The organism is Salinivibrio sp. PR6 (assembly GCF_001995955.1).
Taxonomy (GTDB): Bacteria; Pseudomonadota; Gammaproteobacteria; order Enterobacterales; family Vibrionaceae; genus Salinivibrio; species Salinivibrio siamensis.
In genome coordinates this window covers 231,198-256,080 of record NZ_MUFA01000007.1, presented here as the reverse complement: position 1 = coordinate 256,080, position 24,883 = coordinate 231,198, and the positions used below count along the sequence as shown (strand labels likewise).

17 protein-coding genes are annotated in these 24,883 nt (G+C 51.9%); 7 read left to right on the top strand and 10 right to left on the bottom strand.

Annotated elements, in window-relative coordinates; genetic code table 11:
* Nucleotides 1–10: 10 nt before the first annotated feature.
* Both recD and recB read right to left on the bottom strand, forming a co-directional pair.
* A complete protein-coding gene (gene recD / locus BZG72_RS08435) occupies nt 11–1,849 on the bottom strand; it encodes an exodeoxyribonuclease V subunit alpha (RefSeq protein ID WP_077666542.1) in 1,839 nt (612 codons plus the stop codon).
* Nucleotides 1,846–5,427 (bottom strand): exodeoxyribonuclease V subunit beta, encoded by a 3,582-nt coding sequence (gene recB / locus BZG72_RS08430; protein WP_077666541.1) that lies wholly within the window; start codon nt 5,425–5,427, stop codon nt 1,846–1,848. The genes recD and recB overlap by 4 nt, the downstream gene beginning before the upstream one ends.
* Nucleotides 5,428–5,831: 404 nt before the next feature.
* On the opposite strand from recB, the gene BZG72_RS08425 reads away from it, so the two are divergent.
* Nucleotides 5,832–7,442 carry a methyl-accepting chemotaxis protein gene (locus tag BZG72_RS08425; protein ID WP_077666540.1) on the top strand — a complete coding sequence of 537 codons (1,611 nt, stop codon included), beginning with the start codon at nt 5,832–5,834 and terminating at the stop codon, nt 7,440–7,442.
* A gap of 131 nt (nt 7,443–7,573) precedes the next feature.
* Here the strand turns inward: BZG72_RS08425 and BZG72_RS08420 are convergent, their stop codons facing one another.
* The 3 genes from BZG72_RS08420 to BZG72_RS08410 form a co-directional block, all read right to left on the bottom strand.
* The gene (locus BZG72_RS08420; RefSeq protein WP_046074138.1) at nt 7,574–9,820 is read right to left on the bottom strand and encodes a CehA/McbA family metallohydrolase; all 2,247 of its coding nucleotides are present in this window, start codon (nt 9,818–9,820) and stop codon (nt 7,574–7,576) included.
* Between the two features lie 525 nt (nt 9,821–10,345).
* Entirely contained in the window at nt 10,346–13,726 is a 3,381-nt protein-coding gene (gene recC / locus BZG72_RS08415) for an exodeoxyribonuclease V subunit gamma (RefSeq protein WP_077666539.1), read from the bottom strand.
* Between the two features lie 134 nt (nt 13,727–13,860).
* Nucleotides 13,861–14,544: a DNA-3-methyladenine glycosylase I gene (locus BZG72_RS08410; protein ID WP_046074136.1), complete on the bottom strand. Its 684-nt coding sequence runs from the start codon at nt 14,542–14,544 to the stop codon at nt 13,861–13,863.
* Nucleotides 14,545–14,627: 83 nt separating this feature from the next.
* Here BZG72_RS08410 and BZG72_RS08405 point away from each other — a divergent pair, with 83 nt between their 5' ends.
* From BZG72_RS08405 to pheA, 4 genes are all read left to right on the top strand, one after another.
* Nucleotides 14,628–14,936, top strand: coding sequence for a YebG family protein (locus tag BZG72_RS08405; protein ID WP_046074135.1), 309 nt, complete (start codon nt 14,628–14,630; stop codon nt 14,934–14,936).
* A gap of 223 nt (nt 14,937–15,159) precedes the next feature.
* A complete protein-coding gene (dapD, locus tag BZG72_RS08400) occupies nt 15,160–16,191 on the top strand; it encodes a 2,3,4,5-tetrahydropyridine-2,6-dicarboxylate N-succinyltransferase (protein ID WP_074213325.1) in 1,032 nt (343 codons plus the stop codon).
* 394 nt (nt 16,192–16,585) lie between these two features.
* Nucleotides 16,586–16,936: a ribosome hibernation-promoting factor, HPF/YfiA family gene (hpf, locus tag BZG72_RS08395; RefSeq protein ID WP_046074133.1), complete on the top strand. Its 351-nt coding sequence runs from the start codon at nt 16,586–16,588 to the stop codon at nt 16,934–16,936.
* 259 nt (nt 16,937–17,195) lie between these two features.
* Nucleotides 17,196–18,380, top strand: a complete 1,185-nt coding sequence (pheA, locus tag BZG72_RS08390) for a prephenate dehydratase (protein ID WP_046074132.1) — start codon at nt 17,196–17,198, stop codon at nt 18,378–18,380.
* 69 nt (nt 18,381–18,449) lie between these two features.
* Here pheA and BZG72_RS08385 read toward each other — a convergent pair whose 3' ends face one another.
* From BZG72_RS08385 to BZG72_RS08370, 4 genes are all read right to left on the bottom strand, one after another.
* The gene (locus BZG72_RS08385; RefSeq protein ID WP_198930061.1) at nt 18,450–18,917 is read right to left on the bottom strand and encodes a DUF3800 domain-containing protein; all 468 of its coding nucleotides are present in this window, start codon (nt 18,915–18,917) and stop codon (nt 18,450–18,452) included.
* The gene (locus BZG72_RS16600) at nt 18,908–19,138 is read right to left on the bottom strand and encodes a DUF3800 domain-containing protein (RefSeq protein ID WP_077666538.1); all 231 of its coding nucleotides are present in this window, start codon (nt 19,136–19,138) and stop codon (nt 18,908–18,910) included. The genes BZG72_RS08385 and BZG72_RS16600 overlap by 10 nt, the downstream gene beginning before the upstream one ends.
* A 419-nt stretch (nt 19,139–19,557) precedes the next feature.
* Nucleotides 19,558–20,691 (bottom strand): bifunctional chorismate mutase/prephenate dehydrogenase, encoded by a 1,134-nt coding sequence (gene tyrA, locus BZG72_RS08375; RefSeq protein ID WP_077666537.1) that lies wholly within the window; start codon nt 20,689–20,691, stop codon nt 19,558–19,560.
* A 3-nt stretch (nt 20,692–20,694) separates the two neighbouring features.
* Nucleotides 20,695–21,771: a 3-deoxy-7-phosphoheptulonate synthase gene (locus BZG72_RS08370; RefSeq protein WP_046074130.1), complete on the bottom strand. Its 1,077-nt coding sequence runs from the start codon at nt 21,769–21,771 to the stop codon at nt 20,695–20,697.
* Between the two features lie 180 nt (nt 21,772–21,951).
* Here BZG72_RS08370 and BZG72_RS08365 point away from each other — a divergent pair, with 180 nt between their 5' ends.
* Nucleotides 21,952–23,649: a sensor histidine kinase gene (locus BZG72_RS08365; protein ID WP_077666536.1), complete on the top strand. Its 1,698-nt coding sequence runs from the start codon at nt 21,952–21,954 to the stop codon at nt 23,647–23,649.
* Complete coding sequence (btsR, locus tag BZG72_RS08360; protein WP_077666535.1) at nt 23,646–24,362, top strand: two-component system response regulator BtsR; 717 nt, start codon at nt 23,646–23,648, stop codon at nt 24,360–24,362. The genes BZG72_RS08365 and btsR overlap by 4 nt, the downstream gene beginning before the upstream one ends.
* A 13-nt stretch (nt 24,363–24,375) precedes the next feature.
* Here the strand turns inward: btsR and BZG72_RS08355 are convergent, their stop codons facing one another.
* A complete protein-coding gene (locus BZG72_RS08355) occupies nt 24,376–24,762 on the bottom strand; it encodes a DUF2799 domain-containing protein (RefSeq protein ID WP_077650551.1) in 387 nt (128 codons plus the stop codon).
* Nucleotides 24,763–24,883 lie beyond the last annotated feature (121 nt).

Genomic DNA, 24,883 nt, shown 5'->3' with positions numbered 1-24,883 from the left:
TTCGCCACGCTCAAGAGGCCAACAAGGCATCCGGCAAGCCACTATAACGGGCGGTGCGTGCGCCCACACCGTGGCGCAGCACCGGCCAAGACGCGTAAAGATCAAGCTGGCGCTTCGCCCGCGTGATGCCGGTGTAAATCAGCTCGCGGGTTACCACTGGTGAAATGGTGGGCGGACACACCAGCACTGTGTGCGCAAACTCCGAGCCCTGTGATTTATGCACCGTCATCGCAAACGCGGTTTGATGGGCAGGCAGACGGCTGGCAAGCAAATAGCGCACCTCGCCATCGTGGGTTTCAAACGCCACACGCGTGATCCCTTCATGCTGCACCGCAATCCCAATATCACCGTTATACAACCCCAGAGCATGATCGTTTTGCAAAATCATGATTGGTCGGCCGTGATACCAGGTGTCACGCTCTTTGGCGATCAGTCCTGCCGACGCCAAGTGCTGCTCAATGGCTTGGTTGAGCCCAGCGACGCCAAACGGACCTTCAGTCAATGCGCATAACAATCGAAATTGGCTAAAGGCACTCAGCACATCCACCATTGATGACGGGGTTTCGAGCCTCGCATTATCGAGTGTCGTTAAGTAATCGCGATATCCTGCCACCGCTTGTTGCATCAGGGTCTGATAGCTGTCATCACTCAGCACATGGTGGGTAATATCGCCATAGCCGCGTTTTAACACCGCCCCCACCTCGGCCATCTCTCCTCGGTTCACCGCAAAGGCGAGCTGGCCAATGCCGGATTGGGCATCAAAACGATAACTTTTGCGCAGCAGACACAGGGCACTGGCAATCGCTGGCGCGTGCGGGTTTTCGGGTACGTCAAAGCCTGTTAAATGGCTTAAACGCGCCGCCTGCGCCGCTGGATAGCCCGCCTCGGCGTACTGACAAATATCCCCTAGCACCGCCCCCGCTTCCACAGAGGCAAGCTGATCTTTATCCCCCAACAAAATAATGCGTGTTGAGGGCGCCAAGGCATCGAACAGCTGTGCCATCAAGGGCAAGTCCACCATCGAGGCTTCATCGACAATCAACACATCCGCATGCACGGGGTTATTTTTATGATGGCGAAACGCCACCCGCTGCGGAATCGCCCCTAATAATCGGTGAATGGTACTGGCTTGGGTCGGCAGCGCCGCTTTTACGTCATGATCAACAGGCAAGGCGGCAATCGCCCGCCCTAGTGATTCAGTCAATCGGTTAGCGGCTTTACCGGTCGGAGCGACCAGTTTGATAGTGAGCGCTGCAGACGTTACGCGTTCAGCGTGGTGCGACGCCACCAGCGCCGCCAACAAACGGGCAACAGTGGTGGTTTTACCCGTGCCCGGTCCTCCCGAAATCACCGCAAACGGCTGGGTCAACGCGGTGGCTGCCGCCACTTTTTGCCAATCAATCTCCGCCTGTGAGGCGGCAAATAAGCTATCTAGGGTTTGTCTGGCCTCATCCGGTACCGATAGCGCCGTGAGGCGCTGGCGAATGTGCTCTGCCACTTGCTGCTCGGCATGCCAGTAGCGATGCAAATACAGTCGGTGTCCGGCAAGCACCAAGGGCGTTGACTGCATCCCATCGGACACGACTGAGGCCTGCGCCAATTGCTCGCTTGGCGCTTGGCTATCAATATGTTCCAGCAAGGGCTGCCACGCGACATCGCTGGGTGGCTGCCACTGGTGCAAGTCAAGGCAGACATGGCCTTTCCCCACTTCGCGACTCAACAGTGCCGCCCATACTGTGATAGCCGCTTTATCTAATTGGGTTTCTTCTTCCCCCATCAAACAAGCAAATTGCACATCAATCGCTCGCAATTCCCCACGCTGGTAAAGCGCCATTAATGCTTGCTTCATACCGACTCTCCAGCAAAGAGGTTGTCCAAGGCGTCAATCAGCGCCTTATCGGGACGGTGCGCGAATACGCCGGTCTCGCCGCTATCGCTGGTGCCCCGTAAAAAGAAATAAAACACGCCCCCCACATGAGTGTCGTAGTCATAATCTGGGATCCGCTGGCGCAAAAAGCGGTGCAACGCCAAGGTATAGATCTGGTACTGAAAGTCGTATCGGTGTGCGATCATCGCCTCTTTGAGCGCCTCAGGATGGTAATCGGCCACGCTATCCCCCAAATGGTTCGACTTCCAATCCAGCACGTAATACTTGCCATCGGCGCGGAAGGTTAAGTCGATAAAGCCTTTTAGCATCCCGCGCGCCGTGTCAAAGGTGAGCTGGCCAGCACGCGCTGATAGCGCATCGTATCGCGCGGCGAGTCGGTTCAGTCGCTGGCAGTCTAGTGCAGCCAAAGGCATCACGAACTCCATCTCCGTTAATCGACTGGCGTTGTCAATTTGGTTGAGCATCAACCCGTGCTCATTGAGCGGGTGTTTCAATACCTGTGTCATCCACTGCTGCAATATCGGGCACCACTGTGGGTCATAGTTTTCCAAGCTAAGATGATGGGTAATAAGCTCAGCGACTTCTTCACTCATCAGGTCGGCGGTAAAGTCCACTTCTTCAAATAAGGTGTGTAAAAAGGTACCGGCTCGCGCGCCTTTGGGAAATGCAAAAACCGACCAAGGATCCACCGCCACATCCGCCGTCTCCTCGTCAGCGAGATCATCGTCCGCGTCCAAGTCATAACTAGCCAATGTTGGTAAAGCGCTGATGTGATGGCTTTGTTTTAACAGCCCTGAGTAACTGGTTAAGCGCCACTGACGGTCAATCTTGCCGTCGAAGTGACGCGCGCTTAGCGCCTCGTGCGCGCCCGTTTGAGGGGCATAACGGCTATCATCCGGCTCAGGCGGGGCGACCACCGTCACCGCATCGCTCGCGCTTGCTAATCCAGCCAAACTCTCAGCCAGCAGGCTAGCATCACCGGCTTCTCCATGCTGGAGCAAATAACCGAGGGCCGTTAAGTGCAAAGCCGAGTCTTTTTGCCGACTATTACCTTGTTTAAGGGGCGCACAGCCGATAAAACACCCATACACGGCGCGCGTCACCGCCACATATAGCAAGCGGATATCTTCAGCCAGCCGCTCTTTTTCAGCACGTTCTTTCCCTTCATCGACATTATCCAGCGCCAGCACCGGCTGATACTGTTCATCATGATAAAACGGTTGGCTGCTTTCGCGATACTGACAAGCGAACGGCAAGTAAACCAGATCGTATTCCAAGCCTTTCGATTTATGGATGGTGACGATTTGCACCAAATCACGCTCCGACTCCAACCGCACCTGCTGCTCTTCCGATTGTTGAGCCGGCTCGGCCATTCGCTCTTGTAGCCAGCGGATCAGCGCGTGTGGGTTGTCCAATTGCTGGCTGGCACTTTGCAACAACTCCGCGATATGCAAAAAGTCGGTCACACAGCGCTCACCTTGCGGCATCGCCAACCAGTTTTCTGCCACTTGGCGGGCACTGGCGACTTGGCGAAGCATCGGCATCACCCCACGGCGCTGCCAGGTATCACGGTAATGGCTAAAGGCCACCACCTCTTGCTCCCACAAGGCTTCGTCTTGATTGAGTAACGCCAACTGCTCGGCGGTCAGGCCAAATAAGGGGCTGGCTAGTGCCGCCCGCAACTTACGCTCGTTTTCAGGCTGCATCACCGCCACTAAAATGCGCTCAATATCGCTGGCGACGGGGCTGGCGAACACATTATCACGGTTGGAAAGATAGACAGACGCCACGCCTTTTTCGGCCAGCGCTTGCTTGATCAGCTGTGCCTCGCGTCCGGTGCGCACCAACACAGCGATATTGTGCGGCTGAATGTCGGCTTGGCCGGAAGGCGTTTGTAGATAACTATTGCCCGCCACCGATTGGTTGAGCACTTGCGTGATATGCTGTGCGGTACTCACAGCTAAGGTCTGTTCAAAATCTTGCTTGCCACACAATTCATCCGGGCTGTGATGCCAAAAGGTGAGCGCGGGCTGCTCGTTTCCCTCCACCACCAGCGCTTTTTGTTTGGCGCTAGGCGAAGAGGCCACCGCTAAAAAGGGAATGCTGTCTTGATAGACAAACGGCGCCTTAGCACGTGAGAACAAGGCATTGACCCCGCGCACCATACCATCTGTCGAGCGCCAGTTAGTGGCAAGGTTGTAGTGATCACTCACCTGCGCACGGGCATGAATATAGGTGAAGATGTCGGCACCACGGAAGGCATAAATCGCCTGCTTAGGGTCGCCAATCATCATTAAACCGGTGCGCTCACCCCCTTCTTCTTGCTCTTCGAATACAGGGGCATCGTCCGCCACTGGCGGCTGATAGACAGTGCTAAAAATCTGATATTGCAGTGGGTCGGTGTCTTGGAATTCATCAATCATTGCCACCGGATATAAGCTGCGAATACGCGCAGCCAACTGGCCTTGGCTATCTTGGTCTAGTGCGCTGGCAAGTTGAGAGAGGAGATCGTCAAATGAGAGCCACCCTTGGCGGCGTTTTTCTTGGCGGAGCAGCTGCCGCACGTCTTTAATCGCCAGTGCGGTCAATCCCGGCTTTAACGTCGGCGGCTGATCAACCAATGCCTGAATCTGATCAAATAGCGCCAGACTCGGTGGCTCGGCTTTGCTCTTGGCCGCCAAGGTTTGTTGGGCGAATTTTTCTAATTTGTCGGGCAATTGGTAATCAAGCGTCTCGGCATTGGCCCATTGTTCCATCGCATTAAGCCAGTTCGCCAGATGGTCTTTGCGATAACTGCGGCCATCGAGCTTGGCGGCGCTGAGCTGGTCGGTGATCTGTTCCCCCGCCTCGCGCCATGCGCGCTTCACCGCATCAATCTTGGCAATCGCCGCTTGGTGTGCCGCTATGAGATCTTCGCCGAGATCAGGCGCCTTGACCGTGACAGCCGGTCCGGATAAATAGGGCGCAACCTCTTTTAATAAGGCCTCTGGTGCGGGCCAGTAGCTGCTCACCACACCGGCTAACGATTTAGGCAACGGATAAAAACGACGACGCCAAAAATCGGCCGCCGCGCGCGCTTTGATCTGTCGCTCGTCGGTGACAAATTCATGACTGAACAGGCTGCCCGATTCAAACGCATTTTGGGTCAGCATCCGCTGACAAAAACCGTGAATGGTATAGATAGCCGCTTCGTCCATCTGACGCTCGGCCTCTAACAGTCGCTGCGCCGCGGTTTTATGATCGCTTACCTCTGCAAGCAAAGGGCCAATGATAGGATCGTCACTCTCACCGCGCATAAAGGCAAAACGCGCCTCATGAATGCGACGCCGAATACGGTCTTTTAGCTCTTGGGTTGCCGCTTCGGTAAACGTCACCACCAGTATTTGCTCGACCCGACACGGCGCTGCGCGGCCATGCCCAAGCAACAATCGCAGGTACAAGCCAGCAATGGTAAACGTCTTACCGGTGCCAGCGGAGGCTTCGATTAATCGGACACCATCAAGTGGCAAGGTGAGCGGATTGAGGATCTGCGGTTCCATATCATTATTTCATCGCCTAGTCTGCTCGCTATTGTAGCAACCCCTTGGGGGAAAACATATTCTGGCCGAGACAACCGTGCTGAGCTCGCTAAGATTTTCCTGCCCGACTCATTGACTTTTTTTCATGCTCACACCTCTCAAATGATATTAATACTCATTCATTATTTCATCGCCTAGTCTGCTCGCTATTGTAGCAACCCCTTGGGGGAAAACATATTCTGGCCGAGACAACCGTGCTGAGCTCGCTAAGATTTTCCTGCCCGACTCATTGACTTTTTTTCATGCTCACACCTCTCAAATGATATTAATACTCATTATCATGACTTGATATTTAGTTTTAATTCTATTAATAATGGACTGCTTATAACTATCACTCATATAAAACTCATACAGGGAGTATCACCATGCCACTCATCCACCGACTCTCGGTGCGTAATAAGCTCTTACTTTTAGTTGGCTTAGCCGTATTAAGTCTCGTCAGTTTGGCCGCTTACCTTTCTTTTTCCCATTTTGAGGCCATCAAGCAAGAGCGCATCGCCCAGATGCACAAAAAGGTCGATATGGCATGGCACTATCTTGATGCTATGCACCGACAATACCCCAACCAAGACACGCCCCCCGAATCCGTTCTTCATGCTGTCAGCGCACTCAAATATGGCCAAACCGGCTACTTTTTTATCGTCGATCGCAATAATGTGATGATTGCTGGTGCCGAAAGTGCAGTAGGCAAAAACACGCGGCAAATTTTTGATGCCGATGGCCAATCGATTTTACCCGCTCTGACCCAGGCCGCTAATCAAGCTAATGGGGGGATCGCGCGGTATACGTTTCAAAAGCCCGGTAGTCATCAAGCGGTAGAAAAGCTCAGTGTGGTAAAGCGTTTTGGTCCTTGGGATTTAATGGTTGGTTCAGGGTTCTACTTGGATGACCTACGCGCACAGGCGTGGCAGCAAGCGCTCAACGCAGCAGGAGTGACAGCTCTGATTAGCGCGGTGATGATTGTACTTGCCAGTGCCCTTTCCCGAGCGATGCTGACACCGCTCATGGCGCTGCGCCATGTCATATCTTCACTCGCTGAGGGCGATCTTACTCAACGCGCGACCGTGTATGGTCGCGATGAGATTAGCGACATGAGTCAGCATACCAACCAAGCTTTGGATGCGCTGCAGCGGCTGATCTCGCAGGTAGATACCAATGTAAGCGAGCAGCATCAAGGTAGTGAAGAAGTCGCAAGCCTGGCTGCCAGCACCGCTCGTGCGGTTGAAGAACAAAATCGCACTCTCGACTCTGTGGCAAGTGCCGTCGAAGAGCTTTCTACCGCCGTACGTGACGTGCAATACCTTACCGAGTCGAATGCTTCTCAAACCGATAGCGCCACACAGCTCATCAACGATGTCGATAGCAGTTTGCAACGCGCTACCAGCGCGATGGAAACCGTGCAGCAACGCGTCGACGATACGTCTGAGATCTTACGTGAACTCGCCGACTCCACCCAACAAATCAGTGATGTGACTACCGTCATTAACACCATTTCCGAGCAAACCAACCTACTTGCCCTTAACGCAGCGATTGAGGCAGCACGAGCGGGTGAAGCGGGACGTGGATTTGCAGTGGTTGCCGATGAGGTTCGCCAATTAGCGCAATCCACGCAAGAGTCGACCACACGCATCAGTGATATTGTCGGCACACTGCAAGCTCGGGCCGACAATGCAGTCAGCAGTATGGCGGATGGTCAACAACAAACACAAACATGTGTCAATGACGCACAGGCGGCGCGTCGTGATATGGCCGCGTTACAAACTCAGGTTCAAGAACTCGCCGCTTTGAATGGCCAAGTGGCGACTTCAACCACTCAGCAAGCAGCTGCCGCCGAGGAAGTGGCCAAGAACCTAGCAGCTATCACCGAAGTGTCTCATCAAAATGCCCAAGCCAGCGATGATACCCGTGAACTGACCGATAAAGCACTGTCACTCAGCCAGCGTGTAAAGCAAGGTCTCTCGCTATTTTCACACTGATAAAGCCCTAACAGTGAAAGGATCACCAAGACGACTTGGTGGCTCCTTGGCGGTGAGCGATGACTCCCTAAAAAGCGAACATTAAAAAGGCCAGCATGGCTGGCCTTGGTTCATTGATTGAGACGTAACGCTTACGACTGAAGCCAAACTGGGTTGGTCCATGCCGTGCTGCCGTCTTTGTCTTCCACTTCTAGGTTGATCCAACCTTCTGCATCCGCAGGAATAGGCAGTGATAGCTCAAGGCGCTGTGTACTCTCTTCGGGGTTAATGGTGATGCTGTTTAGCACCTCACCACCTTGACCGATTAAGCGCACTTCTTTGAGACCATCAGCGGCGACTACATTGATATCCCATTTATCACCGGCCTTGGCGGTTTCACCAAACATGATGTTTTGTGGGTACAGAATGGGCCCCTGGGTGGCATAGCCGTGACCCGCTTTCAACGCTTTGGCAAAGGCAAGAGGCGTTAGCTCACCATCAACATTGGCCATCATACGAATACGACCGGTAAGCTGGTTCCACGCATCATGAGTATCGGTACCGGCTGTGAGGTACATGGCTTCGCCTTGATCCCAAAGCTTGTGCGCTTTTTCAAGGGTCGGCTCGTTATCGACACGTGCGTTGAGCTCCATCAGGTCGAAACGATCGGTCTTACCACCCGGCACCGCATCCTTAGCGATATTGGTGAAGTAGCCATAATCGTTATATGGGTGGTTCATCGGCACCACTTCTGCGCCCATCTCATGCGCAGCATCAATCAAGGTGTGCACGTCATCAGTACCCGGATCGACCGTCAGCGCAGCGCCATTGTCGATGGGGAATGGGTTCATGTGTCCCCACGATGGCGAGATCTCAATCGATGGAATGAAAGGTACGCCACGTTTTGCTGATAGGTCAGCAAACACTTTGTGATTAATGGTGGAATCGTGATCGCTGATAAAGGTCAGATCCAAGTCAGTTGCCAACTGAGCACGCACTACGATTTCTGGAGGTGTTACCCCTTCCAGCACATTGCCGTGGTGGTGCAAGTCAGCGCCATACCAATGGTTACGGTTCGGGAAAGTCACCTGAGGCACTTTCACCACTTGTTGGTTGGTTTTGCCCGACTCGAGCGTTACATCCAAAGTTTGTGATTCTGCAGTAAAGCCCGCACCGGCGTTAATGCCCAGTTTGTATTCACCCGGTGCCAGTTTTAGCTCGGCATGGCCTGCAGGCAGTAAATCAGTGAAGAAGGTACGCTTACCCAAAAATTCAACCGGTGGCGCTTGGCCTTCAATGATAGTCACACGCGCATCTTTGGCGACACCAGAGGCCGCTTCTTCCACGTTAAGTGCAAGCGTCGCTGGGCTTTTCAGCGATGTGAAGTCCAATGTTTGTTCACTGTCAGCACTGACGGTAATGGATTGAGGTTGGCTATTCGCATGGCCGGTCGCCGTGCCATAGACTTGGTACTTGCCTTCTGGCAATGCCATGTTGTACTGACCCTCTTTAGCAAGGGTCCACGCGTAAGGGTGACCGTCTTTTTCAATCATCACAATCGCATCGGCTGGCACGTTACCGTTGTCGGCGCGCAATTGGCCGCTAATGGTGCCCGTCGCTTCGCCATGACGCTCAGCTTCCGCTTTGACAATCGGTGCCATATCGCCGTTGGGAACAACCTGGAGCTTTGAGTCAAAGGTACGGGTCTCGCCCGCTTTAAGCGTGTGACCCAAATACATATCGCGGCCGTTATATTTGATGCGATCAAAATAAGGCGCATGCAGTGCGAACGCCCAATCACGGTCATACGCCACCATGCGATCGGCTAGGGCATTATCGGCCATCGCTTCTTCATTGCCTTCAAGGCCTGGTACCGCGAACTGATAGCCCGTATCCGGCCAAATCGTGTGGCCTGATTCTAGCTCAAGGTCGTCTTCGCCTTGGTTGCTCATCACGGTTTTGAGTCCAATCGAATCAGAGCCCGCTTCTAAGGTGTACCAAGTGGTAATGTCGACCTTGTCGAAGTTACGGCTCACTTTGATCACCGCTTTTTCATCGCTGTCTTCCACAATGTCAATCGACTTACGATCGTTCGGCCAAGCCGACCAGCTATTAGGGATGAAATCTGCAAAAGCGACTCGGTCTAGATCAATTTTGCCATTTTTCACCGCCGCGAGGTCCACCAAGGTACCACGTGGCACGCCCCATGGTGGCGCAGACTCAACCGCCAATGCGAACGCGACATGCTCATTTTTTACCGTGATGTCTTGGGCATGCGTTGCCTCGCCATCTGGGATTGCAGTCTTACCTTGAGTAATGCTGACGTCGGCGTGCGCTGAGGCACCCAACAAAAGGCCAGAGACTAAGGTTGCCACTGCGCTTTTTGAGAATTTATGCATGAAGGCACTTCCTTTTTTTCATGGTTTGTTATGTGAATTTTCGATGACATTGTGCGTTAAGTTAATTACACGTTCAAATAAAAAACATCGTAAAAACCCTACAAAACCACACATTTAATACGTCCACTAACAAATTAAAAAACCACAAAATACTGATATTGTTATGACTTTTTTTGAAACCCACCATTCAAATGATCGTTTAAAAAATATTTAGACCCCAAATAGATTGACCCCTAACGAGGCGCAAGTCGCGCAATCTTTGACCAACAAATTGATAACAATTGTCGCACTAAACGCCGACGTATTGACGCACCTCCTGCTCACTCTTTAATGATATTTAGCGCGCACATTTAGATATTTACTCAGCTATTATGAATAAAAACACAAGAAGAACATCAAAAATCATGCTTTTAAAGACAATCGATGCACAATAAAAAGCCAAGCATCAACTTGGCTAACAGGGGGAAGCGTGGAGAGGAAGAGACAGAGGCCACATCGCGCCTATGATGTGGACTTCACTGCATGCTAGTGTTTTTGTCGCTGCGCTAACATCGGCATTAAGTGGCGATCGCCTGTTGCTAACAGCGCTTGGCCGAGGCTTTCACGCCATTGCGGCCAAACACGGTAAACGTAAGGGTCTTGTCCTTCGCCAGGATTAAAGCCTCCCACAAAGGCATCGCGTATCGATTTCAGCGCTTTGTCTTGGCCGGTTTCACTGTTATCAAAGCCTTTTTTACTATCTCGGGCTTTTATCCCCGCCCCGACTGAGCTTGGCAGATAGGTAAGTGGCTGATTCAGGCCCTGTTGATAGTCTTCAACCAAGGCTTGTAAGTGTGCTCGCGCGTCATCTTTGCTGAGTGGGGAAAACTCGATGGTTTCTTTCACTCCCACCAGCGTACTCGGCACGGCTTCGCCCATTGCGCATTGGCATAAATGATCAATCCATACCGCAAGCTGATGACGTACAGTCAGATCGCCACAATGAAAGCGAACCAAGCTGTCTTGATAACGCCGATTGAGCCAACCTTGCAGTTGTACCTCACCCAAGGCAGTAGGAAGGGTCAGATTGAGTTCAAGATCGGGGCGCGGCGCGGCGAGCAACGGCGTCAAGCGTTGGTACATGTCACGGATCACCGTAACTTGCGTATCCAAGGTCAATTCGCCAAAGTACGCTAAGGGCAACTTGCCCTGTCCTCGCTGTCGGGCCATAAAGTCCTGCACACTTTGGGGGCTGTCATCGGTTTCAATAAAGTGGGCTAATAGCTGATCGCGCAGCTGAAAGCGGTGCAAGGTATCTAAGCGAAAGGGTTCAAATTCTTCTAACGGCGCTTCTAACTGCTCAAAGAAGACTTTCAAGCGGCGTTGGAAAAAGTAGCGCACGGGCAACCGCCAAAAGCGCTGCAACTCTGCCAATTCAATCACAGGATCAGTATGGCTATCCGGATCTGGGCTTAATGCATCATCCATAAATGCCGGTAGTTGCGTCCCTTGCCCTTTGGCAGCCGGTAGCCACTCTTGCGCGTAGCTACCATCATGAGCAAACGCCTCTGGGCTAAAGGGAGTGAGTGGATGCGTCTGGATAAGCCTCTCTTCCAGCCGCTGACGTGACTGGACTTCGGGTAAGTCGCGGTCACCGGCCAAACAGTAGCCTTGGGTACAATATTCAAGCAGCTCGGTAACCAGCACCGACGGGACTTTTAAGCTGTTATCTTGCACTGAGCGCCCGACATAACTGATATATAAACGCTGCTGTGCTGACTGCAGCGCTTCTAAAAACAGGTAACGATCATCGTCGCGACGCGAGCGATCCCCTGCCCGCGTGCGGCCCACCATTAAATCAAAACCGACGCTAGGCACAGTGCGCGGGTACACGCCATCATTCATCCCAAGCAAACACACCACGTTAAAGGGAATAGAGCGCATCGGCATCAAGGTGCAAAAGTTGGCCTGCCCGGCCAAAAAGCGCTGGCTGACTCGCTCGTTGTTGAGGCGACCATTAAAGTAATCGCGCACCACGGGCAAGGTTAGCGTGTGGGTAAAGGCGGCATCGCTAAGCTGTGTCAGCCAACTGTCTAACTGGGTACGGATTAATTTGACTGCTAACTCTTCATCCCCTTCAATGGCGAAGCAATCATCTAGCATTTGAGTCAACCGCGCCACCCACGCCTTGCCATCGCATTCAATCGCCAGTTGTTGCTGGTAGTGGATCAGGGTGTCGATAAACAGCCCTAACCGCCCCGCCAGCTCCGCATTAAGCCCTTGGACTTCATCATAAGGGACGGTGTCTGCAAACAAGCCGGCCTCACTCGGCATCGCGTAGCCGAGTAGCATACGTTTCAGGCCAAATAGCCACGTATTCTGATACTGCTCGGGCAAGGCAAATTGACTCGCGGTATGGGTATCAAGCCCCCAGCGAATGCCGGTTTCTTCCACCCACTGCTTAATCTGATCAAACTGTTGGCTGTCGATGGCGAAACGGCGCGACACCGCCGGCACCTCAAGAATTTCCAACAGCTCCGCCGAACTGCATCGACTATCAGGTAGGGTGAGCAGACGCAAAAAGGCGGCTAACACTGGGCTTTCTTGATCGGCGCTGCGATCTGAGATGGAAAACGGAATAAAACGCTCACTCGGAGCATTACCAAACACCGCTTGAATGGCGGGGCTGTAGGCATTGATATCCGCCACCATCACAATCACATCGCGGGGGCTCAGTGATGGGTTGGCCTCAAACATCGCGAGTAGCTGATCGTGCAGCACTTCGACTTCGCGCATCGGGCTGTGACAGGCATGGATTGCGATCGAAGCATCATCTGGCTCGATTTCTGTTTTCGCCGTACTGGTTTCAGTCTGCTTGGGATCGCCCGGCTCATTCAAATCCAAAATATCGGCTTGGATGTGATGCAGCAGATTATCGCGGTTGACCTCAACGAAGCCGCTATCAATCTCATTGCAGGCCATTTCCGAGAGCAGCAGTAAGTTGTCGCGCCCCAGTTTTCCCATCGACGCCAGCAAGCTGTTCCCTACTTCACCGTGCTCGGGCTCATCAAGTCCGAGTGCCAATTGGCTCTCGGCGGGGATGTCTTCAATTCGGCTGATTTTATCCCGCGCCAATGCGGCACGTTTAGCCAGATAGCGCTTGTCGCGAATATCGCCCCAATAGTAACGGCATGGGTTGGTGAACATAAAATGCACTTCCACATGCTCGCCCAGTGCTTGCAACGCATCCAGATAGCGTGGTGGGAGCGCGGATATGCCAAATACAAACACCCTCTCAATATCAGCCAGCCCTTCAGGTTTGTGCTGATGGCTGGTTAAGGTATCGATAAACTCTTGATACAAGTTGGCGCGATGGTAAGGCGATTGGCCCAGCCCCAATGTGTGATCGTATAAGCGACGCCACAGTTTTTGCTGCCAAGGCTGCACATCGTCAAGCTCGGGTACCGGTTGTTCTTGCTCCCATGCCAGCACCCACTCGGGGCGATAGACCAAATACTGGTCGAAAATATCGGCCACTTTTTCGGCCAGCTGGTAAGCGCGTTGCTGATCCTGGCTATCTTCCAAATACGCGGCTAAATCAGCGAACTCTGGCGCATCCAGACAGCTGGGTAAGATGTCCATTAGCTTCCATGTCATCGCCTCTTTATTGAAATCACTGCGCTCAGGCACGCCATCCAACACCCGCACAAACAACTGCCAGATAAAGGTGGCGGGAAGTGGGAATTCGACGTTTGCAACAATCTGCTGCTCGTTGGCGAGTGCCATTTTTAACCACTGCGCCATGCCGGGGCTTTGCACCAGAATAAGTTCTTTTTGAAAGGGGTCAGACAGCGGACGCTGCTGGATCAGGGAGACCAACAAGGACTTCAAAAGATCGAGCTGATTAGAGTGATAAACAGTAAACACAAGGCGCTCACATGGGAAAGATAACTGGCATCGATTGTGGCCGATTGCCGAACTAAGCGCAAACCGCTACCGACACACCGCGACCTCGCACACGGCTTGCTAACCGTGTGATGGCACAGCAAATCGCTGAGCGATTACACGCGATTATCACCCACACTGAATGCGATCAGCTGGCTGATATGGTTCAGTGAACGGCCCGACTCTTGCTGCCACTCATTAAATGCCTGTTGCGCTGCTTGCATCGCCCGCTTGGTCTCTCGACCGCTATCAACGATTTTAGTTGCGCGCAGGTAGTGCTCGATATCACGGGTGAACAAGAAGGTGTCCTTGCCCATTCGGCGCAAGGTATAAGCACCGGTATTACCGCCTAAACGCTTACCGTGTTTTTTTAAATACTGCCATAAACCGACAATATCCTCGCTGGGCCAATCGGCGACAAACTGGCTAAAACTGCCGTGCGATTGCTGCACGCGGTGGATCATTTCCGCGTTGTGCGGAATCGTCATCACCTTGGTAAGGTGACGAATAATCGCTGGGTTGGTGGCTTTTTCTTCCCACATTTCCGGCGGCATCAGCAGCATTTTCTCAATATCAAAGCCCCAGAATACCTCTTCGAACCCCGGCCACTTTTTACGGACGACCTGCCAACTAATGCCCGATTGAAACACCTTCTGACTAAACGCCGCTAACCAGCGATCATCCGGTATCTCACACAAGGCATGAGGCGCAAGCGGTGCCACCAACATGCGCTCTACCTCGCGTTGACCGCCTTTGCGCTCAGCGGCACGTTGATAAATGGTGCTAAATTTTTCTCTCATGTCACAATCATGGCCGGGTCAGTGGACAATGGCCCTTATCCTACTGTATAAAAAGACAGTAAATCAACGAAGAGAGGGTAATTATGGCCGTTATCGTCAAGTACGTGGTCGAACGCGAGGGAGAAGAAAAGATGACATTTACCTCCAAAGCTGAAGCCGACGCCTACGACAAAATGTTGGATATGGCGGATGCCATGTTCGATCTGATTGGAGAAAGCGAACTGGTAGACGACGAAGAAAAGCGTGAAGCCTTGTCGCTATACCTTGCTCAACACAAAGACTCGGTGCTTGAAGCACTGGGCGCAAAACGCAAGGCGGCAAAGAAAAAGCCGGCAAAAAGCGAGAACAAAGCGGACGAGAGTCGCGACGACAAAGACGCCGATGCGGCCTAAAGTTGTGATTGCTGACCCTTTTAGCATCCGCGAAAGAGCAAGCCCATTTGGCTTGCTTTTTTTATGCCTGTCTCCTGATGACTATGCATCAACATGAATCGGTGCGCTGACCTGTAACGGTTTTTGCCTCCGCCAGCCGTTAAGCGCTTCCAACCGCCGCCGCTTGTCTTTAAGATGAAGTGTTTGATGTTTTAAGCCCAACGACACAAGGAGATTCCCCCCAATGGCAAGCTTTGCTCTGGCACTCGGTACCGCCACTCAAAACCAGGACGGTAAAATCATTGAAGCCTATTTCCCAGCGCCCCTGCTTAATCCTAGTGATGATCTGGTAAGTGCCCTAAGCGCGCTAACCGATTATAGCGCCGGTAATCAGGTACTAGAGGTTGCACCAGAAACCTGCGCTGCAATCAGTGAAGCCTTCGCCGCCGCTGGCGCCCAAAAGGCAGCTAACTTTGCGAGCAAGGCTCAACAAACCACACAGCCACTGGTGCTGGTTATTCTAGAAAACGACAGCAAACCCGCATCGGTGGCTGAAGGCTTCCTCAAGCTTCAGCTGATCTCGCACCGCTTAGTCAAACCACACGGTGTGGTGCTAGACGGACTCTTTGGCCTGCTGCACAACATTGCTTGGACCAACCAAGGCCCAATCGACTTGCCGGAACTGCCTGAGCGTCAGATGGAAGCGCGTCTGAAAGGCGAAACATTGACCGTTGAGTGCGTGGATAAATTCCCGAAAATGACCGATTACGTGGTGCCTGCTGGCGTGCGTATTGCTGATACCGCCCGTGTTCGCTTGGGCGCCCATGTGGGTGAAGGCACTACGGTGATGCACGAAGGCTTTATCAACTTCAATGCCGGCACCGAAGGCAAGAGCATGATTGAAGGCCGTATCTCTGCGGGTGTGATGGTCGGTCAAGGTAGCGATATTGGCGGCGGTGCATCCATTATGGGGACGCTGAGTGGCGGCGGCCAGATTGTGATCTCAATTGGTGAGAACTCACTGTTGGGTGCCAATGCTGGCCTTGGCTTCCCATTAGGCGATCGTTGCACCATCGAGTCAGGACTATATGTCACCGCAGGCACCAAAGTTACCATGCTCGACGCTGACGGCAATGTGGTCGAAAGCATCAAAGCACGTGATTTGGCCGGTAAGTCGGACCTATTGCTACGCCGCAACTCAAAAACGGGAGCGGTTGAATGCTTAACCAACAAAACGGCGGTCGAGCTCAACCACGAGCTACACGCGAATAACTAATCAAGCCCAATTTTAGTTCTGTTCAAAGGCGGCCAATTTGGTCGCCTTTTTTATGTTTACTTTGCTTGAATCACTATCGCGTCTCCGCAATGCGCCAAAAAGCACAAGCAGGTTTGTGGTACATTTTAACCACAAGCGAAAACTAGGAAAATAAACAGGCGCGAGGCGACCCTGACTGGCGGGTAAATCAGCGTTCGTGACCTCTCCCAACGTAGCATTTTTGGCATTGAGTTCAAGGCTTTTCCGGTCTTTTCGATGTCAGGATTCGCAGGTGCTCACAGATCCTTCTATCGATATCCTTCTCCCCTTTAAACATGAGCTAAGTCACGTTATCAATAATGGAAAGCGGTAGTCTGAAGATGAACCTAATACAGGGGAACAAAGAGGAAAGAGTATGAGAGTGGAAATTGCAGGCAAAAACATCGAAATCACTCCCGCCATCCGTGAGCGCATCGAAAGCCGCTTTGAAAAGCTGGCCAAGTGGCAGGTGGCACTCATCAATCCTCATGCTGTGATCAGTAAGGAGCCAAACCACCAGTTCAAAGTGGAAGCGAAAGCTGGGCTACCAGGTTCAACACTGGTTGCCTCTGCCGAAAGCGACGACATGTACAAAGCGATTAACGAGGTAGGCCAAAAACTCGAGAAGCAACTGAATAAGGTCCAACACAAAGGCGAAGCGCGCCGTAACGATAAGTCAGCCGCGACGGTTGCGATGGAAGAAAATCCAGCCGATGAGGAAATCTAACCCTCAGCGCAACACCTAACTCGCTAAACATGTTAGCCCCGCCCTCGCGGGGCTTTTTGATCCTTGACACGCCTGCCTGCGCCCCATATGGTTAATCCATACGCAAACATAACAACACAACGCCCAATGCTGATTCTCGTTCGTTTTTTTCGCTTCTTTTTTATCTCGCCAACGCGGGAGGAAGCGTGCTAAGCCTGATCAGCCTGGCGCACTAACCTCCCAACCGGGAGGTTTTTTTGTATTAGAACAAGGATAATGTATGCCAGACACACCACGCCCACTGGATGAGATACGCACGCGCATAAGCCAGCTTGATCAAGAGCTGCTGACACTATTGGCCGAGCGCCGTCGCTTAAGCCTAGATGTCGCCAAAAACAAAGTCGCCGTGCAAAAACCGATTCGCGATCAAGCCCGTGAACAAGCCTTATTAGAAAAACTGGTGACCAAAGCGCAAGATCACCAGCTAGACGCCCACTATGTATTGAGTCTGTTTCACACCATTATCGAAGACTCGGTACTTATCCAGCAGCGCTATCTGCAAAACCTAGCCAACCCAGACAATCAGCGTCCAGTGGCACGGGTTTCTTTCCTGGGCAACCAAGGCTCATATTCCTATCTCGCCGCGCGCCAATACTTTAGCCGCAAGCAAACCGAACTGGTGGAAATGGCCTGCGACAGCTTTAAAAAGGTGGTAGAAACGGTAGAAACCGGCCATGCCGATTACGGCATCTTACCCGTAGAGAACACCAGTTCTGGCTCAATCAATGAAGTGTACGATCAGCTGCAGCACACGCGTTTATCGATTGTCGGTGAGCTCACGCTGCCTATCGACCACTGCCTGCTTACCGTCGGTGACCAAGACCCAAGCCAAATTGATACCTTGTATGCCCACCCGCAGCCGCACCAGCAATGCAGCGAATACATTGACACCTTGGGTAAAGTGAAGAAGATTTATTGCTCCAGCACCGCTGAAGCCATGCAACAAGTGGCGGATTTAAACCAGCCCAACGTCGCCGCGATTGGTCATGCGGCAAGTGGTGAGTTTTACGGTTTAACCGCGATTAAGAGCGAGATAGCCAACCAACAGCAAAATCACACCCGTTTTATTGTCGTGGCCCGCAAGCCGGTTAAAGTGTCGTCACTGACCCCTGCCAAGACCACCTTTATCATGTCGACCTCTCAGCAAGCGGGTTCCTTGGTGGAGTGTTTAATGGTATTGCGCGAGCGTGGCATCAATATGACCAAGCTCGAATCTCGGCCAGTGCTTGGCAACCCATGGGAAGAGATGTTTTACGTCGATGTTGAAGCCAATATGGCCAGCAACCTGATGCAAAGTGCGCTGGACGAGCTCACCACTTTGACCCGTTATCTAAAAGTGCTCGGATGCTACCCGTCAGAGACTATTTCCCCCACCGAAGTATCGCTGCCGGACAGCAACGAATAATCGCGAGTAGCCATTAACGCCAAAAGCCCACGATGTGGGCTTTTGGCGCTTTAATCATTATCATATCGCTTAAACCACCGTGTGAAGTCCATGCTGAACACCCCCAAAATAGTCAAATTTTCGCTCAATAAGGTCGAAAAACTGACCGTCCTTTTTTTCGTAATAACGAAACAACGCGTAAGCAATCAGGTCCGCGAGTTGAATCAATCTTGTTGCTTCAGAATCGATAAAGGCAGGGACTTCTGCCATATTCCTCAGCCGCCCCCAGTCATGACCATCGAGTTTAAACGCTTTAGCGAGTGCTTGAATCGGTGCTTCTTTGCTGCTCTTGTCAAAAAGAATCAGACCTCTTTGGGTATTATTGAAGTGAACATGTTGTCTGGCTAAGAAATGATCGAAGCGGGTTACAATTTGTTGAAAGGTATAATGAACCGGATCATTTGGAGAGATGGCACCTTTTCTTACAACTGATGCAAATATTCTAAATTTACGCCCATCAATTAAGCTAAGAGCCTGTTTGATCGCTTCTAGGCGCAACTCTTTATCAAACTTCCGCCAAAAGCCTCGCCCCGCAAGCGTGGGGCGCCGTGGAGTTCAACAGCGTGGGGGTCTTGTGGATTGAAGATTGCCGCGATTTTATCTAACTCAAGAGAAAGCCAATGTGCAGAGCGCTCGAACACACTAAAGCCAGCGAGAACAAAATGCTCTTGGTCTGCGCCACCAGGCGTGCCGGATTCATCTGCGTACAACAAAAACATATACGAACCCCTAAGATAATAGAGAGTCGCTACGAAAGGAAATGGGGGAAAGAAGGCGGCGGAAAGAGCTACGAGCTCAGCGCACTACAACAAGGCAGCACACCATAGATTGTTTCCAACCGCTCGATAACTATATCCCTAAATCACAGACTCTGCAACGATAGTTCTAATACGCTTTCGACCGCTTGCTGTAGCCTCAAACACGCAATAACCGTACATCTCATAGCGACGAAATAATACTTTCGAATCCGCTTAGACTACTACAAAGACTCACTTTTCCACGTGCGAGCCTGATTATAAATACCCTATCACTTTATCCATGCGATCCAGTTCTTAGTCCCTCATATCGATATACACGCTATCTCACTTTATCTGTGTGGCTCTCTACCCTCCTGCCCCCTTGAAAAGGTGAGCCTTGACTAGGTCACGGTGCGGTGGGTGGCGTCGTTGGCTTGTCGCAACAAGCCTTGGCTTTCTTGTAAAAAGCGTGGGGCATAGTCGCCAAACCAGTTTTCCACTTGCGCGAAGGCATCGACAAACGTGGACTTATCATGTTGCTCGAGCAAATCAATCGCTTCCCCAAAACGCTGATAAAAGCGTTTGATCATCGCCAGGTTTTGCGGCGAGGACATAATAATATCCGCATACAGACCCGCATCTTGGGCGAACAAGCGCCCCACCATGGCAAGCTCTAAGCGATAAATCGGTGAGCTTAGCGCGGTAAGCTGATCTAAATTGGGGTTTTCTTCTGCTAGATGGACCCCGTAAACAAACGACGTAAAGTGGCGCAGCGCTTGGATCAGCGTCATGCCTTCATCATGCTCGATGGCGCTGATCCGATGTAGCCCAGCGCCCCAAATCCTAAACTGTTCCAACAACCATTGGTATGCCTCAGGATGTCGGCCGTCGCAATAAACAATCACCTGCTTGGCAAGGCTGGCCACATCGGGGCCAAACATCGGGTGTAGACCAACCACTGGGCCTGAATGCGCGGCTAACATCGCTTGTAGCGGACCTGATTTGATGGAGGTGAGATCCACTAATAAGCAGTCATCTGGCAGTTGGGTCAATTGATTAATGACCGCTTCCGTAACGTCAATGGGTACCGACACCACCACCATACCCGCGTCAGCCAGCAAGGTATCCGCATGCTCCCAATCGTCTTTATCCAGCACAGTGACCTGATAGCCAGAAAGCGCAAACAAGCGCGCGAACCCCCCCCCTAGCTGCCCTTTACCGCCAATGACTACGACCTGGCGTAAATCCGGGTTTAGACACTTAAAGCCAGAGTCGTTTTCGCTGCTGTACGATTCACGCATAGTACGACGCAGCACATCTTCAATTAAGTCTGGTGGCACGCCTTGCGACTGTGCTTCTTGACGACGCGAAGCGAGCATCGCTGCTTCACGGTCCGGCGCATAAATGGGCAAGCCATGTTGGCTTTTTACCTCTCCCACTTCTGCGACCAGTTCTAAACGGCGCGCGAGCAAGCTCACCATTTGCTTGTCGACATCATCGATTTGATCGCGCAATCGGCTCAGTTCTGCCACCATGATTTAGCCCTGTTGAATACGTTGTTGAAGAGAGGTTGCCAGCTCTTGGTGAGCATGACGCAACAATTGTTCGGTAGACGCCCAATCAATGCACGCATCGGTGATCGACACACCGTACGCCATCTCATCTTTCGGCAGATCCGCTGATTGGTTGCCAGCATTGAGGTGACTTTCGATCATCAAGCCAATCACAGAGCGGTTACCTTGTTTAATTTGATGGATCACATCTTCCGCCACCAGCGGTTGGCGACGATAATCTTTACGTGAGTTAGCGTGGCTACAATCCACCATGAGAGACGGATTTAGTCCCGCCGCTTCCATTTGCTGTTCACATTCAGCGACAGACACTGAGTCGTAGTTGGTTTGCTTGCCGCCGCGCAGGATCACATGGCCGTTTGGGTTACCTTGGGTATTCAATAACGCTACTTGGCCGGCTTGGTTGATCCCCATAAACCGGTGCCCAGACGCAGCGGCTTTCATCGCATTGGTGGCGGTGGCTAGATTGCCATCCGTGCCATTTTTAAAGCCGATTGGCATCGACAGTCCACTGGCCATTTCACGATGGGTTTGCGACTCGGTGGTGCGCGCACCAATCGCCGCCCAGCTAAACAGATCGCCTATGTATTGCGGGCTGATCGGATCCAGTGCTTCGGTGGCCAGCGGGATCCCCATTTGCGCTAAATCCGTGAGCAAACCACGCGCTTGCTTTAAGCCAGACTCCACGTCAAAGCTGCCATCCAGATGCGGATCGTTGATTAAGCCTTTCCAGCCAGTGGTGGTGCGTGGTTTTTCAAAGTAAACCCGCATTACAATAAACAAATGATCACTCAGCTCATCCGACAAGGCTTTCAGACGACGCGCGTAATCTTTGGCCGCCTCAACATCATGAATGGAGCAAGGGCCACACACCACTAACAAGCGGTGATCGCGTTTGTGAATAATATCCGCCACGGTTTGTCGTGCTTGGCTGATCGCCGCACGAGTACTTTTTTCAATCGGGAACTGGGCACGGAGCTGCTCTGGTGTGAGAAGCACCTGCTCGTCACGAATGTGGATATTGGTTACCGAGTCTTGCTGCATAGCCTTGCCTTGAGTTGTTCATTAGGTTTTACACAGACAATACCAGGCTCTATTCTAAAAGCAATAGTGAGTGTATCATTTAATTTACTTAGTAAATTTAAGTTTACACTCGAATTTAAGATAGAGTCTTAAACCGTCAATCGTTACTATAACCTATCCGTCATTTTTGTGTGGGTGGTTATGGCCCTGGTTCTTTCCCTCTTGCAGCAAATGAGCGTTTATCTAGTGATCGCCTATTTGCTGAGTAAAACGCCGGCGTTTATGCCACTACTGAGTATCTCAGGGCGGCTGTCGCATAAAGTCGTTTGTTATTTCCTCTTCTCAGGCTTTTGTATTCTCGGCACCTACTTTGGTTTAAGTATCCAAGATGCGATTGCCAATACTCGCGCAATTGGCGCGGTGATGGGGGGATTACTGGGCGGGCCGGTCGTGGGTTTTTGGGTTGGGCTGACAGGCGGGCTGCACCGTTACAGTTTAGGCGGCTTTACCGATCTCGCCTGCGCTATATCGACGACCGCCGAAGGGTTAATTGGTGGTTTAATGCACCGCTACTTAGTGTCCCGCAACCAAACCAGCCGTTTATTTTCCCCTACCGTAGTGTTAGGGGTGACGTTTGTCGCCGAGCTGGTGCAAATGGCGATTATTCTCGCGGTGGCTGAGCCCTTTAGCCGTGCATACGAGTTAGTCAGCGCGATTGCTGCGCCCATGGTGATCGCTAACTCAGTCGGTGCCGCGATGTTTATGAGTATTATTGTCGACCGAAAAACCTTGTTCGAACGTTATTCAGCAGCGTTTTCCAGTAAGGCGCTAAAAATTGCTGAACGATCGGTCGGTATTTTAAGTAGCGGCTTTAATCAGCAAAGCAGTGAACAAGTGGCTGCCATTATTCAGCAAGAGACAGGGGTCGGGGCCGTCGCAATTACCGATCGCGAAAAGATCCTCGCCTTTACCGGGATTGGCGATGATCACCACCTGCCCGGTACGCCTATTGCCTCAGATTACACCCGTCGCGCGATTGCCGATGATCAATTAATTTATATCGATGGCGCCGATACGCCCTACTGCTGTTCGCTATCACCTTACTGCAAACTCGGTTCCGTGCTGGTGATCCCATTGCGCGGCGGTGATGGTTATGTGCTAGGCACGGTGAAACTTTATGAGCCTAAACGGAAACTCTTCTCGGCGATCAATGTCACCATGGGTGAGGGGATCGCGCGACTCCTCTCCAACCAGATTTTGACCGGGCGTTATCAGCGCCAACAAAGCTTGCTCACCCAAGCCGAGTTAAACTTGTTGCGCGCCCAAGTGAATCCGCACTTTTTGTTCAATGCCTTAAATACCATTAGTGCGGTGGTCAGGCGTGAGCCGGAACGTGCTCGCCAATTAATCCAGCACTTATCAACCTTCTTTCGCAGCAACCTCAAGCAAAACCGCGAAACGGTGTCGCTTGAGCAAGAGCTGAGTCATCTTGATGCGTACTTAGAGCTAGAACATGCCCGCTTTGCCGATCGTATGAGTGTTGAAAAACAGATTGACCCGGCTATCTTACACGCGGTGATCCCAAGCTTTACCTTACAACCTTTGGTTGAAAACGCCGTGAAGCATGGGATCAGTCAATTGATGGCAGGCGGTAAAATTGTGATCCGTGGCTGGCAAGAAGGCGAATGCCTGTATTTACAAGTGGAAGATAATGCCGGGCTTTATCAACCGGCAGCACAACACTCAGGACTAGGAATGCGTATTGTCGATAAGCGCGTGCGCGGGTTGTTTGGTAGCCAATACGCGCTGAAAATGACCTGTCAGCCCGATGTGTGGACGCGGGCAACCGTCACTCTTCCCTTAACCTATCAAGCCCCCAACAAGGAGAGACAGGGATGATCAAGGCATTGATTGTTGATGATGAGCTTCATGCACGTGAAGCCTTGGAAGATGAGTTACTGGCACTCGGTGGCGTTGAGGTGCTTGGACAGTGCAACAATGCCATCGACGCGCTGAAAGCCATCAATCAAACCCGCCCCGATGTGGTGTTTTTAGATATTCAGATGCCTCGCGTGACCGGTTTAGAGCTACTCGCGATGCTCGACCCCGACACCATGCCCAAAGTGGTGTTCGTGACCGCCTATGATGAATTCGCCGTACAAGCGTTTGAGGAAAATGCATTCGACTATTTGCTCAAACCCGTCGAAACTGGACGATTAAAGAAATCACTGGAAAAACTCACCCGTGAGCTGAGCCAGAAACACGACTACCAAGTGATCACGCCCGCGTTGGATTTGCTCCCTTGCGCCGGACACAATCGAATTACGTTGATCCCTCACCAAGAGGTGGAGGTCGCACGTACCGCGCTAAGTGGGGTCGCGCTACTCACAGCAAAAGGCGAGTCTACCACGCACCTTTCACTCAAGGTTTTGGAAGACAAAACCCCCTTAATACGCTGTCATCGCCAATACTTAGTGCATCCGGCCACTATCCGCGAAATCCAGTTACTCGACAACGGCCTTGCCGAAGTGATCACGCAATCTGCCTATGTGGTACCTGTGAGCCGCCGCTATCTCAAAACACTGAAAGACAAGCTGGGCTTGTGCCAGTAACTCTCACCGCGCGTTAGTAGAAAAGCCCATTTGCTTGGCTTTGAAAGTCGTTGTAGCCGCGCTGCCACTCCATTCTAAAACGCTGAGAGCCAGGGCGACTTTCACACACGCCCATATAGGGGTTGCCATCTAATCCCAGTTGGTAGGCATGCTTGGGATCGCAATAGGCGTCAATACCATGAATATAGCCTTGCTCGTAATCGAGATAGTTGGCATTGATGGTCTCGCCAGCCTCAGAGGCTAACGTCCGCAAATCGCTTAACGAGCGCTGTGGCAATCCGCGCTGTCCATCTTGCTCGCCAAGTCCATACCAGTTCTGCTCATCAACCAAGCCTTGGGTAGTCGATGCGGCGCATCCGACCAACAGTACGACACCCCATAGTGCAAAAAACGTTTTTATCATGCTAAACCCTTCCCCTACATAAAAAGCCCCAGCAGAAGCTGAGGCTTAGATCTTAGCGTATTTGCGCAGATATTGCCGTAAGACCAATCATTTAGATAAAAATCAATCCATGGGCATA

Excerpts from the sequence above, each read along its gene's own strand:
- hpf (WP_046074133.1), top strand. The coding sequence starts at position 16,586 with ATGAGAGTGGAAATTGCAGGCAAAAACATCGAAATCACTCCCGCCATC.
- dapD (WP_074213325.1), top strand. The coding sequence starts at position 15,160 with ATGGCAAGCTTTGCTCTGGCACTCGGTACCGCCACTCAAAACCAGGAC.
- BZG72_RS08410 (WP_046074136.1), bottom strand. The coding sequence starts at position 14,544 with ATGAGAGAAAAATTTAGCACCATTTATCAACGTGCCGCTGAGCGCAAA.
- BZG72_RS08405 (WP_046074135.1), top strand. The coding sequence starts at position 14,628 with ATGGCCGTTATCGTCAAGTACGTGGTCGAACGCGAGGGAGAAGAAAAG.
- recD (WP_077666542.1), bottom strand. The coding sequence starts at position 1,849 with ATGAAGCAAGCATTAATGGCGCTTTACCAGCGTGGGGAATTGCGAGCG.
- btsR (WP_077666535.1), top strand. The coding sequence starts at position 23,646 with ATGATCAAGGCATTGATTGTTGATGATGAGCTTCATGCACGTGAAGCC.
- tyrA (WP_077666537.1), bottom strand. The coding sequence starts at position 20,691 with ATGGTGGCAGAACTGAGCCGATTGCGCGATCAAATCGATGATGTCGAC.
- pheA (WP_046074132.1), top strand. The coding sequence starts at position 17,196 with ATGCCAGACACACCACGCCCACTGGATGAGATACGCACGCGCATAAGC.
- recB (WP_077666541.1), bottom strand. The coding sequence starts at position 5,427 with ATGGAACCGCAGATCCTCAATCCGCTCACCTTGCCACTTGATGGTGTC.
- BZG72_RS08365 (WP_077666536.1), top strand. The coding sequence starts at position 21,952 with ATGGCCCTGGTTCTTTCCCTCTTGCAGCAAATGAGCGTTTATCTAGTG.
- BZG72_RS08420 (WP_046074138.1), bottom strand. The coding sequence starts at position 9,820 with ATGCATAAATTCTCAAAAAGCGCAGTGGCAACCTTAGTCTCTGGCCTT.
- BZG72_RS08425 (WP_077666540.1), top strand. The coding sequence starts at position 5,832 with ATGCCACTCATCCACCGACTCTCGGTGCGTAATAAGCTCTTACTTTTA.
- BZG72_RS16600 (WP_077666538.1), bottom strand. The coding sequence starts at position 19,138 with ATGTTTTTGTTGTACGCAGATGAATCCGGCACGCCTGGTGGCGCAGAC.
- BZG72_RS08370 (WP_046074130.1), bottom strand. The coding sequence starts at position 21,771 with ATGCAGCAAGACTCGGTAACCAATATCCACATTCGTGACGAGCAGGTG.